The following is a 15,768-nucleotide window of genomic DNA, read 5'->3' on the forward strand; positions in this document are numbered from 1 at the left end:
AAGCTTCACGCATGACCCTAACAGAATTTTGGCCGCAGTGCCTGTTACAACTTAAACAAAACCTACCGCCCCAGCAATACCAAATGTGGATTGCTCCCCTAACCGTAGGTGAAGAAAATGGCAATTGGGTAATATTCGCGCGCAATACCTTTGCATTCAACCATATACGTGAGCGTTTCTGGCCAGCTGTGGAAAACGCCCGTCAGGCCATACTCCCACACGGACAAACTCCTTTAATCCTCAAAATTGGTCAGGGGCAATCTTTACAAGCAGCTACACAGGCTCAGGCAATTACCAATACCATTAATTCTGTGAAAGCTGAAAGCGGCACTCCGGTTCAGGTGGAGACTGAAAACCTTAATAAACATGAACCCTTAAACACAACCCCTGCACCTGAAGAAGCCAAACCGCGTTCAACAACTAAACGCACAGAATCAGCTCAGGACATTATTGCCAAAAGGTTAAAAAATAATCAGTCTAAAAGTGATAGCAATACGGCTGAAAGCAGTGAAGTCAACCCTAGCAAACCAAGCAAAGTAGATAAAAAAGAAACATCTATACCTAAAACTGAGTCTGATAATGTACTGACAAACAGTAAAAAATCACGCTATACCGACACTAATCTCAATCCTGAACACACCTTCGCTGCACTGGTACAAGGCAAAGGTAACCGGCTGGCTCATGCGGCCGCCCTCTCTATAGCTGAAAACCCAGGCAATAGCATGTACAACCCGTTTTTTGTTTACGGCAGCACCGGTTTGGGTAAGACTCACTTAGTACAGGCCATTGGTAACCAGCTCTTTGCTGCAGATGCCAAAGTCAAAATCCGTTATATACATGCCGATGAATTCATCCGTGGCATCATGAACGCTTTCCATGCTAAATCTTTCGATGCCATGCGTCAGCAATACCAACAGGTGGACTTGCTGATTATGGATGATGTTCAGTTTATTGCTGGCAAAGACCGCACCATGGAAGAGTTTTTTTACGTCTACAACCATTTAATTGACGAAAAAAAACAGGTTATTCTTACATGTGATACCTTGCCTACTCATATTGATGGCATGGACGATCGCTTAAAATCACGCTTTTCATGGGGACTAAGTCTAGAGCTGGAACCACCTGAACTGGAAATGCGTGTTGCCATTCTGCAGAAAAAAGCCGAGCTGGCTCAGGTAAAACTTGAAGACGAAGCTGCGTTCTTTATTGCCAAACATATCCGCAGTAATGTGCGCGAACTAGAAGGCGCTTTCAAGCGCGTTGTGGCTCAAAGCCGTTTTGCCAGCCGGCCGATTGATGTCGGTTTAGCCACAGAAGCACTACAGGATATTCTGGCCGTCAATCACAAACCAATGACACTGGAACACATCCAAAACACCGTAGCCAAATTCTATGGCATCACCATCAGTGATATGGTAGGCAAAAAACGTACACGTAATCTGGCACGTCCGCGTCAGATGGCCATGACCTTGGCTAAAGAACTCACCCCACTTAGTTTACCCGCTATTGGCAGCGGATTTGGTGGCCGTGACCACACCACAGTCATGCATGCGGTAAAAAGCATCTCCAAACTCCGTAAATCAGATGCCGAGACAACCAAAGCGTACGAAACCTTAATGATGATTTTGCGAGATTAAACCAAGGAAAACAACATGCTGATTCTACAAGCAGAACGTGATAGTTTACTTAAACCTCTGCAAGCCGTAACCGGCATTGTCGAGCGTCGCCATACCTTGCCGATCCTGTCTAACGTATTACTGGAGAACCATCAGGGGCAAATCAAAATTTTAGCCACCGATCTGGAAATTCAGATTGATACCATAGGCCCAAAAAGCGAAGCTGAAGATTTCCGCATTACCACCAATGCCAAAAAACTACAGGATATTCTGCGCGCCCTACCAGCTGGCGCCATGGTTTCACTAGACTGGAACAATAACCGTCTGGTCCTAAAAGCCGGGAAAAGCCGCTTTAATCTACAAACCTTGCCGGCGGAAGACTTTCCACTGATGAGTGTAGGAGAAGACGTAAATGCCAGCTTCTCCCTTCCTCAGGAAACTTTCCGTGAAATGCTGTCACAGGTCCAATACAGCATGGCTATTCAGGACATTCGATATTATCTAAACGGCTTACTGATGCAGACCGAAGGCAATCAGCTGCGTTTAGTAGCCACAGACGGGCACCGCTTGGCCTATGCCGCCTGTAGTCTCGATACAGATTTACCTAAAGCAGAAGTGATTCTGCCCCGCAAAACGGTACTGGAACTATTCAAGTTGCTTACATTCCCTGAGCAACCGATTACTATAGAACTATTGAATAATCAGGTTCGCTTCCGTTGCAACGATACCATTATCGTTTCCAAAGTAGTAGACGGCAAATTCCCAGACTACAACCGCGTGATTCCACTAGATAATGACAAAATCTTCCTTGCCAATCGTAGCGAATTACTTGGCGCTTTAGAACGTGCTGCTATTCTGGCCAATGAAAAATTCCGCGGTGCGCGTTTGCAAATCCAGCCGGGGCTACTCAGCGTCACCTGTAACAATAATGAACAAGAAGAAGCACGTGAAGAATTGGAAATTGCTTATCAGGGTGACACACTGGAAGTCGGATTCAACATCAATTATCTGATGGATGTATTACGCAATTTACATGCCGATGACTTGCAACTGGCATTCGGCGATGCCAATCGTTCAACGTTATTTACCATCCCCAACAATCCCGATTTTAAATACATAGTCATGCCGATGAGAATATAAATATCTCTTATACAAAGACTTAGCAACTGCCCTGAATCAGAATAAATGATTCCCTCATCCATATCTGATTCAGGGCAGTTTTTTCTTTACATTCAACATGATTATCATTCAATAAAAAATCCGATAAAACATCACCTTAAACATATCAACCGGCTGAAAAAAAACTTAATTTCTGCTATAATAATTATCTAATGAATTATTCGATTCAGCCCTGTAAATATGGCAAAATTGAGCATCCTTAATATTCTTTTCTGCCTACAGGCATCATATTAAAAGCATAACCGCTGCCCCAGATTTATAAAGAATTCTTATGACAGATCAACACCCTGAAGATTACAGCGCCGACAGTATCAAAGTATTAAAAGGCTTGGATGCCGTTCGCAAGCGTCCCGGCATGTATATTGGTGATACCCAGGATGGTACTGGTTTACACCACATGGTATTCGAAGTTCTGGACAATGCGATTGATGAAGCGCTGGCCGGCTATTGTGATCATATCACCGTAGCAATAAACGCTGACAACTCCATTACCATTGAAGACAATGGCCGTGGCATTCCCACCGACATGCATCCCGAAGAACACCGCTCTGCGGCTGAAGTTATTATGACCATCCTGCATGCTGGCGGTAAATTTGATAACAATAGTTATAAAATTTCTGGTGGTCTGCATGGCGTAGGTGTATCTGTAGTGAATGCTTTATCCGATTGGCTGCGCCTGACTATCTACCGTAATCACAAAGAACATTTTGTAGAGTTTAATCACGGCGACGCCATCGCACCACTATCCGTAGTAGGCGACACCGATAAACAAGGTACGCGCGTACAGTTTCTCGCCAGCACCGAAACATTCGGCAATATTGAATATCACTTTGACATTCTGGCCAAACGTATCCGTGAATTGTCTTTCCTGAATAATGGCGTCAGCATTGAACTTTTTGACAAGCGTGACGGCAAACATGAAAATTTTGCTTTTAGTGGTGGCGTGGCTGGTTTTGTGCAATACATGAACCGCAATAAAACTGCGCTACATAACAAAGTTTTCTACGCCAGCGGCGAAAAAGACGGCATGAGCGTAGAATGCGCCATGCAGTGGAACGATAGCTATCAGGAAAACGTGCAGTGTTTTACTAATAATATTCCTCAGCGTGATGGCGGCTCCCATCTGACTGCTTTACGTCAGGTCATGACCCGTACCATCAACAATTATATCGAAGCCAATGAAGTAGCCAAAAAGGCCAAGGTAGACACCAACGGCGACGATATGCGCGAAGGTCTTACCTGCGTTTTGTCCGTGAAACTGCCTGACCCGAAATTCTCATCACAAACCAAAGACAAACTCGTTTCCAGCGAAATTGGACCGGTGGTCAATGAAGTTTTAAGCAAAGGTTTGTCTGAATTTCTGGAAGAAAACCCTACGGAAGCCAAAATCATCACCGGTAAAATCGCAGATGCTGCCCGTGCCCGTGAAGCCGCACGCAAAGCACGTGAAATTACCCGCCGCAAAGGCGTTATGGATGGATTAGGTCTGCCGGGTAAACTGGCCGACTGTCAGGAAAAAGACCCCGCATTGTCTGAGTTGTATCTGGTCGAAGGGGATTCGGCCGGCGGTTCTGCCAAGCAGGGTCGTGACCGCAAATTTCAGGCCATCTTACCGCTTAAAGGTAAAATTCTGAATGTCGAAAAAGCCCGCTTTGAAAAAATGTTGGCTAGTCAGGAAGTGGCCACCCTGATTACTGCACTGGGTGCCGGCATTGGCAAAGAGGAATTCAATCCGGAAAAACTGCGCTACCATCGCATCATCATCATGACCGATGCCGACGTAGACGGTGCCCATATCCGTACCTTACTACTGACTTTCTTTTACCGGCAAATGCCTGAACTGGTAGAACGCGGCTATGTATACATTGCCCAGCCTCCGCTTTACAAAGCCAAGCATGGCAAACAGGAACGCTACCTGAAAGATGAGTTTGAAAAAGACCAGTTCCTGCTAAGTCTTGCTCTGGACAAAGCACGCCTGAATATTGGCGAAACCATCCTTGAAGGAAATGCACTGGCGGAGATTGCCAAACAGTTCATTTTAGCGCAAAGCATGATTATGCGTGAAAGCCGCATTATCGACAGCGCCGTATTAAATGCCCTACTCTACTGGAATGAAAATCTGGATTTAAGCAATGTAGCCAGTGCAGAAAAGGCCACACAAGCCTTAACTAATCTCATCAATGATGAAAACCTCACACTGGAACGCATTGGTGCCGAAGACGAAGTGCAAATGATTAAAATCACCCGTCAATTGCATGGCAATCAGATGGTGAGCTACCTAGAACAGAAATTTGCCGAAAGCCGCGCTTATCAGATTATCCGCCAGACCGCTGCAACCTTAAGCGGTATTGTGGATGCCCCGATTGAAGTAGTGAAAGGCGAAACAAAAACCGCAGTAACCGGCTTTGCGCAAGCATTGGATTTACTGATGACCACAGCACAAAAAGGGCTGACTATTCAGCGTTATAAAGGGCTGGGCGAGATGAATCCAGAGCAACTATGGGAAACCACCATGGATCCAACCGTACGCCGCCTGCTGAAAGTTAAAATTGAAGATGCGATGGCGGCGGATGATGTATTTGTTACCCTGATGGGTGATGAAGTTGAACCACGGCGGGCATTCATTGAAAACAATGCGTTGAATGCGCAGGTGGATATTTAAGCAAGTTTTCTCTAATCAAAAAAGGATGGCTGTTGCCATCCTCTTTTAAAAAAATAAAAATGTATTTTATTCTTCAGCTCAAATTGATTACTAATGAGTCTTACCAATTTCAATATAGTAAAAATAAAAGCGTTTGGCAGTAACTTTAGAAAAATAGAAAATACTAATTATTTATGAGTTCAATCCGAATTATTTATCTAATATATTAGATAGTTGTTCAAATTTTTCAGTTTCAAAATCATCAAAACTATTTTTTATATTATCATTTTCTTCAGCTTCATAATAATCAATAATTTTTTGCGGTGCACCATAATCACTGGCTAATCGTCCTTTTTCAGTCACTGCGTTATATTCAAGTTTTATTAAAAGTCTATCTATTCCAACCTCTGTATCTATTGATGAATTATTTAGGATGGATTGATGGTATTTATACATTATATTAAAAACACCAAGATATTTAACTAGCTGAAATTTAAATATATTAAAGATTAAATCTGCAGTTTTTCTGATTGCGTTATCAATATTTTCTCTTTTTTGTTCTAACTGATATCTTACACATCCTAGAAAACCTGTCTTAATATATGTTGATAACATATATATAATAATAGGATAAGAGTTGCCTTGTTTTGTTGGATGTTCTTTATCTATTATATTTTTAAGCGCAAAATTAGCGATAATAGGTTTTATTATATACAAAATAATTTTTAATCCATCATAATCTATAGATAATTTAGTAAAATTAATATTTTTAATTAATAATTTTATTTGATTTATTTCCTCTGAATTTAGCCTTTTAATTTTTCTATAAATATTTAATTTATCGTGAAAAGATACAGTTTTAAACATTGATATAATTTCATTTGGTATATTTTCACTTTTTATTTCTGCTAAAATATCCAACTTGCGAATTTTGTCTTTGGCGTTTAAATATTTATCATCTGTTATAAATAAATCAATTTCTTCTTTTTTTGTCGCCTCATCATAGTTTTTGTACTTTATTACATCGCCTTTGCTCTCAAATATTTCTTTAAACTTCGAATCTAAAATCAAAACTCTACCACTGTAATGGTGTAAAAACCGCCCAGCTCTACCAACTATATTTTTAGCATCAAACGATTTTAATACCTTTTTCCCTTTATAATGACTTAAAACAACAAGATTTTTTGCTGATGTGTTTACACCTTCAGTAATGGTTGTAGTTGATATCAACACATTCAAAGAACCTTGATTAAAAAGCTCTACAATTTCTTTTTGAATATATTTTGGAATACGCCCATGATGTATTCCTATCCTGTTTTTTAAAGCATTAATTAATATCCAAGTATTATTATCTTTATCCCTAATATTAAAGTTTTTTTCTAAATGTTGAATAAATTTTTTAAGTTGGGTAGATAAATTTTTTGAATTCACTAATGGTTCTAAATTCAAAATTTTTTTAATGGTGTTTTCTGCAGTTGTAGTACCTTTAGTATATAAAAGAACATTTTCTGATATATGCAATAACGCAGATATTACTTTATGTAGCTTATTTATGTCTTTATCTAAATTTTCAAAAGTTATTTTTATATTATCAGAAATCTCATTTACTCCATTTTCTAATAAAATAATTTTTTTAGAAACAATTTCATACTTGTTAAAATTAATTTTTTCAAATTTATTTTCGTTTAAAAAAATATTAAATGATTGATTAATTGTTGTATCTTCTTTTTCTGGAAACTCAATATAAGGACCTACTAATAAAATATCTCTAGCCTTTGATAAGATTTCATGTAAAGTTATGCGATAAGCCGTATCTCTTTCATTTTCTTTATTTTCTGAATCTATTAAATATTCATTATCTATTTTATAGATTTCATCAATAAAAACAAAATCTAAAGAAATATGTTTATGTTTATCAATAAAAGACAAATACCGTTCAGGTGTATAGATAAATAGATTATATTCACCTAAAATAGGAACATCGCTAAGTGTATGGATAGAAAATTTATTAAAATATTTGTACTCAGAGCTCGAAATTAGCTTTTGAAAGTTTTCTGATAATAAGGCTATTGTTGGAAATATTAATGCAATATTTTTATATTCAAGTTTTCGTATTATTTCATAAACTAAAAAAGTCTTTCCGAAAGATGTTGTTGCCGATAAGAAATACCGGTTTTTCTTATCTGGTGAAAATTGATTTAAGATTTCTTTTTGGTACCTATGTATTTTAAGATTTTCGTCGACATGTAATGTCGATTCATAAATCAGAGAGGATATTGTATTAAGACTTATATTTGATAAACTATTATTTCTCTCAAATTTATTTAATAAATCATAATAATGTGGTATACCAACAGCATTGGATATATATTTCAAAAACTCTAAATCAGATGCTGATAAAGGTTCATCTTTAATATAATCAAAATAGTTACATACTTCTGAAATAAACTTATATTCTTCTAACTTATTAGATTTATAATTATTGAGGCTTCTAATTAAATTAGCGGTTTTTTCGATTCGATGCATTCAATTACCCTTTGTTTAATAACTTTTATGTCTTCAAGAGGCATTAATATAAAAAACAATCTATAATCAATTGACAATGAAATTTTTGTATTATTGCTATGATTATTAATACATTCAATAGCCTTAATGATTTTTTGTTCAAAATCAGGTGAATTATATGAATAAATTAATAAAATAGGATAAACAAGGGTCATTTCATATTTTTTTACTTCATCAATGATATTGATACTTGGATTTTCACTCCAACTATTTAAAATAGATTCAATTTTAGAACCCTTGATAGAAAATCTATCTGTAAATTCTTCAAGTGCTAAAATATTACGAGATAAATAATTATCTGAAAGTGCTTTATTTAAACCATTTAAGGCACTTGTTACACACGAATTTAATGATACTTTAAATTTGACTTCTCCAAACCATAAATAAACTTTATTATTATGTTGAGCTAAATGATAAGAGTCATAACCTGAAGTTTCTGATTTTGAAAGAGGACTATAAAAATATCCCCTTGAAATGAGCGGCTTTGCTTGAAAAAAATAGTACAAAATTGAGTACAACAAAACTTCACCATAAAAACCGTATTTAATTTTGTTATCTAAACCTTGTTCTTGAGAATATTTTATCTTTTGCTGTAAAGCCTTACTCATAAGGTTATCGACTGAATATTTATCTATATCAAACTGATTAAAAGAATAGTCAATTATAGAGTTATAAATTACATCAATTAATAACTCATTAGAATGACAGATAAAAACATGATCATTATGATTACTGATATCTATTTTTTTAAAACCAAGACTTTCATCAGGTAACTTACATTTGCTTTCTAAAGTTTTTTTAATTAAATTTTGTAATTGCTCTCTCAAGATACCCCCTATGTAAAATATGAACTTTTTCACGCAAAGATAATATCAGTTTTTTCTTTTTTTGGTCAGATTTTAAAATTTATGTAATATTTTTTGTAGCATCGAGCACAATTATACTTCAATATCTTTAAAATACTACGTAAAAACTCAAAAAACAAAGACAATAACACTTTCAAACAATATACTTGTTTTATTTGGGTACAATTTTATCCAGTTTATTTTACTTGGCCTACACAACATCTGAATCTTTATATAATTAAGCAACTATTTTAAATGGCTTTATTTTACATAAAATTGTAACTAATAAAAGATAAGAATTTTGAAACACAATTTATTGATAGCTAAGATATTTTTCTTTCAATAAATTGTTGAATTTACCGCAAAATGCTTTAGTAGAAGTATCAAATATATTATGAATAACAATTTAGCCGAAATAGCAGAATTTTGTTGGACAAATTATAATTCTACAAAATTTTATTCATTCCTGATTGTTTCAATTTTGTATGCACAATCACTACATAAGCCTTCAAATACTATTTCATCTAAAGTTAATTTTTCGTAACAAATTTTACATTCTTCATATCCTAGACTATAGTGACATGCTAGGCAACGCTTCTCAACAAGCGAATAGGAATCATAAAAACACATTGGGCAAAGGCCTGTTTGAGATTCCTCAACACCAGTAGCAATTTCATAATAACAGTTTAAAGCATTAGCAATTGATGAACCTATCATATCCTTATATGTAGAAGTTTTACCACAAGCTTTACAACAAATATCTGAGTCTTCTTTTTTGTGGACATCAACTGCTAGAATTAATTCTGAATAACAATTTGGACATCTTAATTTATTAATACTATTTCTAACTTGTTCATACTCCCATGAAACTGTTTTCAAATTTTCTAAACACTTTTGCCTTTCTTCATCATAAATTGTTGAAACGTTAAGCATAATTTTCCAGTAATCTTGACCTAATAACATATCTGGTTCATGTTCAATATAATGGCAAAATTGGTAAATTAGATGAAAAACCTTTGTAATAACTTCTTTTACATCATTATCCTTTAGTTCTGTATAATAATGTTCAATATTATTGCGAACTTCTCTCAATGAATCTAAAAGTTCCGTATCAATAGATATCTTAAAAGACTCAAAGTATTCTTTTATCTGCTTTACATTAACTGTAGTTTTTCCTTTTCCTATTTCTATCAATTTATTAAACTCAGTTTTGGTATTATTTTTTGAAGTATAATGTTCTTTTAATAATAATTCGTTTGAATTAACTTGACTTAATTGCTGTAATTTATATTTATAGAGAAGTAAAACACCCGCGTAAACATTTCTTGTTGATGATAATTTTCTACGTGGATCTTTATCTATATCTTGATAATCTTTCAGGCCAATTTGGATAGATTCAACTGCATTCTTTAATAATGGATTTTTAAATGTAGACATACTACCTCTTTCAAAATGATTATTCACAATATTTTTTATTGAGTTACTACTTAATTGGAAAATTTTCTTCTCTGTACAATATTTACTCTCCGAATAATTTTATTTGTGTAGATTCTGCACAAACATAACAAATAAGATAACGTTATATTTTACCTTATTATCCAATAACTTATTATAAATAGCTTTTATAATAAGATTTTATATATAAGCAAAACCTTGCTTGCATCAGGATATCTATTAACAGTATCAAGGTTAGTGTTATTTGATATTTTATTGATATAGATGATTTCTCCTCGATGCGTTTTACCCTTTTACACACACTACCTGCCGTAATTGATGCACGATTTCCACCAGTTCATTTTGGGCGGTCATGACGGCATCGATATCTTTGTAAGCCATTGGTATTTCGTCGATTATGCTTTTGTCTTTACAGCATTCAACATGGGCGGTGGCTTTGATTTGGTCGTCTATGGTAAATTGCTTTTTTGCATCGGTTCGGCTCATTATTCTTCCTGCGCCATGTGAACAAGAACAAAAACTTTCTTCATTACCTAGTCCCCGCACGATATAGCTTTTGGTGCCCATTGAACCGGGGATGATGCCCAGTTCTCCTTTGCGTGCTGATACTGCGCCTTTGCGGGTTATAAATATTTTTTCTCCAAAATGCTGTTCTTTTTGCACGTAGTTGTGGTGACAGTTAACAGCGGATAGGTGTGTAGTAAATGGTTTGGTAATGATTTTGCGCATTGCTGCGATAACGTTATGCATCATGGCTTCACGGTTTAGCCTCGCAAATTCCTGTGCCCAATGTACTGCTTGAACATAGTCCTGAAAATGCTCTGTCCCTTCCTGAAGATAAGCCAGATCTATATCGGGTAGATTTCTGATATGCACTTCCATATCTTTTTTAGCCAATTCGATAAAAAAGTTGCCGATAGTATTGCCTATGCCTCGTGAACCGCTATGCAACATTAACCACACGCTATCGGTTTCATCGAGACAGATTTCGATAAAATGGTTGCCGGTACCCAGTGTTCCTAGATGTTTGTGATTCTTGGTTTTTAAGAAGCGTGGATATTTTGCGGTTATTTTTTCAAAACCCGGTAACAGTTGCTGCCAGTATTGATTGACAATTGGTGGTGGATTTTGCCAGCTACCGTTATCTCGTCCACGGTATTTGGGGGTCATGCCATGTGGCACGGCTTTTTCGATAACTTGACGCAAAGGCAATAAATTATCGGGCAAATCAGTTGCGACTAAAGAGGTTTGCACGGCAATCATGCCGCAGCCGATATCTACGCCCACGGCAGCCGGAATAATTGCACCCATGGTTGGGATAACACTTCCGATTGTTGAACCTTTACCGATATGGACATCGGGCATGACGGCAATATGTTTAAAGATAAATGGTAATTGGGCTGTTTTGATTAGCTGGTTTTTGGCTTCATCTTCGACCGATACGCCTTGTGTCCACATTTTGATTGGTTTTGCATTTTCCGCTTGCAACAAATTATATTGAGTCATTTTTATTCCATGGTTTTATCATGCCATGGTTGATGGCATGATTTTGTGTTTTTGTTTTTTATATTTTTGGTTGGATATTGATTAATCCATGCAATATCTGATCCAGTCCGCCAACTACGGAAATTTTGTTAATGCGTTCGGCGATGCGTTCGAGTGTTTCCATTTCTTTTAAACGCAAGGCCACTGGATTGTTTTCCATTACGCGGGCGGTATTGAGCAGGGAGCGGGTGGCGGAAGTTTCTTCACGCCGGCGAATGACATTGGCCTGTGCCGCTTTTTCTGCTTCCACTACCTGCGAAAGTATGATTTTCATGTCTCCCGGCAGTATGATGTCTTTGACGCCGACACTAACGGTTTCGATGCCATAGCCAGCCATATTGGTTTGCATATGAGCGTTGATTACTTCATCGATTACAGTTTTGTTTTCCAGTAATTCATCCAGTGTGCGTGTGCCAATCGCTTCGCGCAGTGCAAATTGCAGTTGTCGGTACAACAGATCCGTCGGCTGTGCAACTTTGGCATAGGCGGTTAATACATCGGTGTAGCACCAGTTGGCCACTAGATTGATACGCAGATTGACTTTGTCGCGGGTGAGTATTTCCTGACCGGATATTTCTTTGGTCTGCAAGCGTGTATCGACGATGTCAACGCTGATTTCACGGTTGAAACGCCAGTAGGCGGTGATACCCACATCTAGCAGTTTTTCCACTTTGCCATTTACTTTCAGTACACCAAGGTGATAGTCCGGTACTTGGGCAATCAGTACGCTGCTGTCTCCCTGCACTTCTTTTTGGCGCAATTTGGGCTGTAATAGCTGCTGCACCATATGTTCAGACAATTGATAGCCATCGCTTAGTTCTATGGTCTGCATGTGTTGCTTGCAGTTATTCTGCCAATATAGGCGTTTAGTACCTGGTGGCAGGATTTCTACCAATAAATCATCTTCGAATCGTAAGCCGGCCTGATTGGCGCCCACCTGCATCTGCACGCAAAATTGTGCCATTTGTGCTGGTGCGTTCTGCTCTATCGATGCTGCCAGTACGTCGTTAATGCGGCTATCCTGTAATTTGAATTTGCCCAGTATCAGTTTATGTTTAAATTCATATATGCCAAATATGGATTTGGGTGGAATAATCTGCACAAATTGGTTATCCACAAACAGGGTACCTATTTCTTCGTCGGTAAAATTATGCAGGGTTAGATTGTTTAAGCCTTTTATTATTTTGCCGGTATTTTTAGCCTGTATCAGCTCTTGGGCTATTTCATCCGGCAAGCGGTAACCTTGTTGCAAGGTAACTTTTTTTAGTAATTGTGGTTTATAACTCTGCCAGTATACTGTTTTGGTAGTGGGCATTATTATTTCTACCAGTTTGTCTTCTTCATAGCGCAGGCCTATTTCATCCGCTGCTAGGCTGACGTGATGGCAATATTTTTCTACCAGTTGTGGATAAAAATTGATGAGTTTGTTGGCGGTGTCCGGCTCGATTTGTGTATCAGCCAAATCTACCTGTGTAAAGGTTAGTACGGAAAAGGGATTCCAAAAAAAATGACGGCCTGCGGTGATGATGTTATCAATCTCTCCGCGTTTTCTGACTATGGCTAGTTCACCCTTTTTTACATTTATGATGGTCAACATTTTAATTCTCCTGTTGAGGCAGCCAGCAAACAGGATGAACACATTCAAACGGATTAAGTAACGAAATAACAGGGGAAAGATTAAGCTGCATAAGCTAGAAACTGCCTGTTTATGCTTTTTTAATTTTTTGCCTGCTATCCGGTTTTTTTATCCGGATAAATCATCTTCAGCTGATTTTGTCCGGTTAAGCGGTTTTTCCTGTGCCTAAGCTTTAACTACTAGCTTATTGCTGTTTACTGGCTGGTATTGCTTTTTACAACAAAGTTTTATGACAAGGATTTGAAACAGGAATCGAACCTGCTACAAATTGGATCTGGTCCAATTGCTCTACCACTGAGCTATTCAAATATTCTCCGTTGTGAGGAGTTGTCTGTTCTACGCAGGAATACATGTTGATAATGTAATTGAGCTGGTTTGTACCTGTACTGGCTACATTCGCTATGCACCTGACTGCCCTATCAGACAGTCTGTATGACAGACACCATTCTTATTGCAATTTCTGTACCAAGTGGAAATTTTTTTGAAATAAAATTTATAAGTAATTATTTTTAATATTTAAATAAATATCTTTTAAGTTTTTATGCTCATTTTTATCGTATAAAATACATCCTTTTTTTATATTTTTATATATAATTTTATGTATATTTATAAATGATAAGAAAGATGAGATGAATAAGAGAAACGTTGTTTTTGGCTTTTTGGGTAATGTTCTAGACCAGCGCGGCAAGGGGAGAAAACGCTGGGAGCGTTGGCGGCCTACGGTAGATGTCTGCAATCATCCAGAATTGCCGGTTTCACGCCTTGAGCTGTTGTATATAGCCTGTGATAAGAGATTACTGACTGAAATTGTGCAGGATATTCACACTATTGCGCCGCTGACTCAGGTAAATCCGGTTGAGGTACGGATAAGCGACCCGTGGGATTTCGAAGAGGTGTATACCTGTTTATTGGATTTAGCCAAAAGTTATCAGTTTGATGCTGAAGCGGAGAATTATTTTTTAAATATCACGACTGGTACGCATGTGATGCAGATTTGCTGGTTTTTGCTGGCTGAATCACGCTTTTATCCGGCTAGATTGTTGCAATCTTCCCCACCTGAAAAAAATACAGCCAAGGCGGAAAATGTGTTGTCTGAAGCTGAAGAACACCAGCATCTGTGCAGTAGAGGGCAAGTTAATATTATTGATTTGAATCTGCACCGCTACGACCAGATTCTGACGCGTTTCCAGCAGTATGCCAGTCAGGCGACTGAGTTACTTAAATCAGGCATTGCCACCCGAAATCAACATTACAATCAGTTAATTACTGAAATAGAACAGGTAGCCAGCCGTTCGCATGCGCCCATTCTGCTGTGTGGCCCTACTGGTGCAGGTAAATCATTTCTGGCTAAGCAAATTTACCAGCTTAAGCTGAATCAGCATCAACTAAGCGGGCAGTTTGTGGAAATTAATTGTGCCACGCTGTGTGGTGATAATGCTATGTCCACTCTGTTTGGTCACCACAAAGGGGCATTTACCGGCGCCATTACGGCCAGAAGCGGCTTACTGAAACAGGCGGATAATGGTTTGCTGTTTCTGGATGAAATTGGCGAACTGGGGCTGGATGAGCAGGCTATTCTGCTGAAAGCGATTGAGGAAAAACAATTTTATCCGCTCGGTTCGGATAAGCTGGTATCCAGTCAGTTTCAGTTGATTGCCGGTACCAATAGAGATTTAAAGCAGGCTATTGCAGAAGGCAAGTTTAGGGAAGATTTGTACGCGCGCATTAATTTATGGAGCTATCAATTGCCTGGTCTGGCGGAACGTAAGGAAGATATAGAGCCAAATATCGATTTTGAGCTGGCGCGCTTTGCACAGGAATATGGCACCATGCCACGGTTTAATCAGCAATCAAGAAGCCGTTATGTGAATTTTGCCACGTCGGCTACTGCTCTGTGGACAGGCAATTTCCGCGAGCTTACAGCTTCCATTACGCGCATGGCGACGTTAGCCACCCAAGGAAATATTACTTTGGTACAGGTTGAAGATGAAATTCAGCGATTACAGCAGCACTGGCAGCAACGCACAACTAACGATGCGCTGATTCCGGCTAAATTAGATGAATTTGACCGCTATCAATTAGAAAAAGTGCTGGAAATATGCCGCAAAAGCCGAACTTTATCTGAAGCTGGCCGCTATCTGTTTGCTGTGTCACGAGCGCAGAAACAGCGTGCCAATGATGCTGACAGACTGAAAAAATATCTGGCTAAATATGATATAAGTTGGGAACAAATAAAAAACTGATCTTGTTAAAACCTTTTAGCTACCGGAATTTAGAAATAGATAT

The 15,768-nt window shown here is 37.9% G+C and carries 9 protein-coding genes and 1 tRNA gene; 4 read left to right on the plus strand and 6 right to left on the minus strand.

Annotated elements, in window-relative coordinates:
- Positions 1 to 11 precede the first annotated feature (11 nt).
- The 3 genes from dnaA to gyrB all read left to right on the plus strand — a co-directional run bounded on the left by dnaA (position 12) and on the right by gyrB (position 5,457).
- Complete coding sequence (dnaA, locus tag ABU615_RS05495; protein WP_370388664.1) at positions 12 to 1,637, plus strand: chromosomal replication initiator protein DnaA; 1,626 nt, start codon at positions 12 to 14, stop codon at positions 1,635 to 1,637.
- 15 nt (positions 1,638 to 1,652) lie between these two features.
- The gene (gene dnaN / locus ABU615_RS05500) at positions 1,653 to 2,756 is read left to right on the plus strand and encodes a DNA polymerase III subunit beta (RefSeq protein WP_100140729.1); all 1,104 of its coding nucleotides are present in this window, start codon (positions 1,653 to 1,655) and stop codon (positions 2,754 to 2,756) included.
- Between the two features lie 310 nt (positions 2,757 to 3,066).
- Positions 3,067 to 5,457, plus strand: a complete 2,391-nt coding sequence (gene gyrB / locus ABU615_RS05505) for a DNA topoisomerase (ATP-hydrolyzing) subunit B (protein WP_370388665.1) — start codon at positions 3,067 to 3,069, stop codon at positions 5,455 to 5,457.
- A gap of 189 nt (positions 5,458 to 5,646) precedes the next feature.
- Here gyrB and ABU615_RS05510 read toward each other — a convergent pair whose 3' ends face one another.
- The 6 genes from ABU615_RS05510 to ABU615_RS05535 all read right to left on the minus strand — a co-directional run bounded on the left by ABU615_RS05510 (position 5,647) and on the right by ABU615_RS05535 (position 13,791).
- On the minus strand, positions 5,647 to 7,962 hold the full coding sequence (locus ABU615_RS05510; RefSeq protein ID WP_370388666.1) for a helicase-related protein: 2,316 nt from the start codon (positions 7,960 to 7,962) through the stop codon (positions 5,647 to 5,649).
- Positions 7,932 to 8,828: a DUF1837 domain-containing protein gene (locus tag ABU615_RS05515; RefSeq protein ID WP_180296754.1), complete on the minus strand. Its 897-nt coding sequence runs from the start codon at positions 8,826 to 8,828 to the stop codon at positions 7,932 to 7,934. The genes ABU615_RS05510 and ABU615_RS05515 overlap by 31 nt, the downstream gene beginning before the upstream one ends.
- A gap of 474 nt (positions 8,829 to 9,302) precedes the next feature.
- Complete coding sequence (locus tag ABU615_RS05520; RefSeq protein ID WP_370388667.1) at positions 9,303 to 10,283, minus strand: hypothetical protein; 981 nt, start codon at positions 10,281 to 10,283, stop codon at positions 9,303 to 9,305.
- 303 nt (positions 10,284 to 10,586) lie between these two features.
- Positions 10,587 to 11,807: an RtcB family protein gene (locus tag ABU615_RS05525; protein ID WP_370388668.1), complete on the minus strand. Its 1,221-nt coding sequence runs from the start codon at positions 11,805 to 11,807 to the stop codon at positions 10,587 to 10,589.
- 58 nt (positions 11,808 to 11,865) lie between these two features.
- Positions 11,866 to 13,443, minus strand: a complete 1,578-nt coding sequence (locus ABU615_RS05530; protein ID WP_370388669.1) for a slipin family protein — start codon at positions 13,441 to 13,443, stop codon at positions 11,866 to 11,868.
- Between the two features lie 276 nt (positions 13,444 to 13,719).
- Positions 13,720 to 13,791, minus strand: a tRNA-Leu gene (locus ABU615_RS05535).
- A gap of 320 nt (positions 13,792 to 14,111) precedes the next feature.
- On the opposite strand from ABU615_RS05535, the gene rtcR reads away from it, so the two are divergent.
- Complete coding sequence (gene rtcR / locus ABU615_RS05540) at positions 14,112 to 15,725, plus strand: RNA repair transcriptional activator RtcR (protein ID WP_370388670.1); 1,614 nt, start codon at positions 14,112 to 14,114, stop codon at positions 15,723 to 15,725.
- Positions 15,726 to 15,768: the final 43 nt, after the last annotated feature.

Origin of the sequence: Snodgrassella alvi, assembly GCF_040741455.2 — a bacterium.
GTDB classification, from domain to species: Bacteria; Pseudomonadota; Gammaproteobacteria; order Burkholderiales; family Neisseriaceae; genus Snodgrassella; species Snodgrassella alvi_E.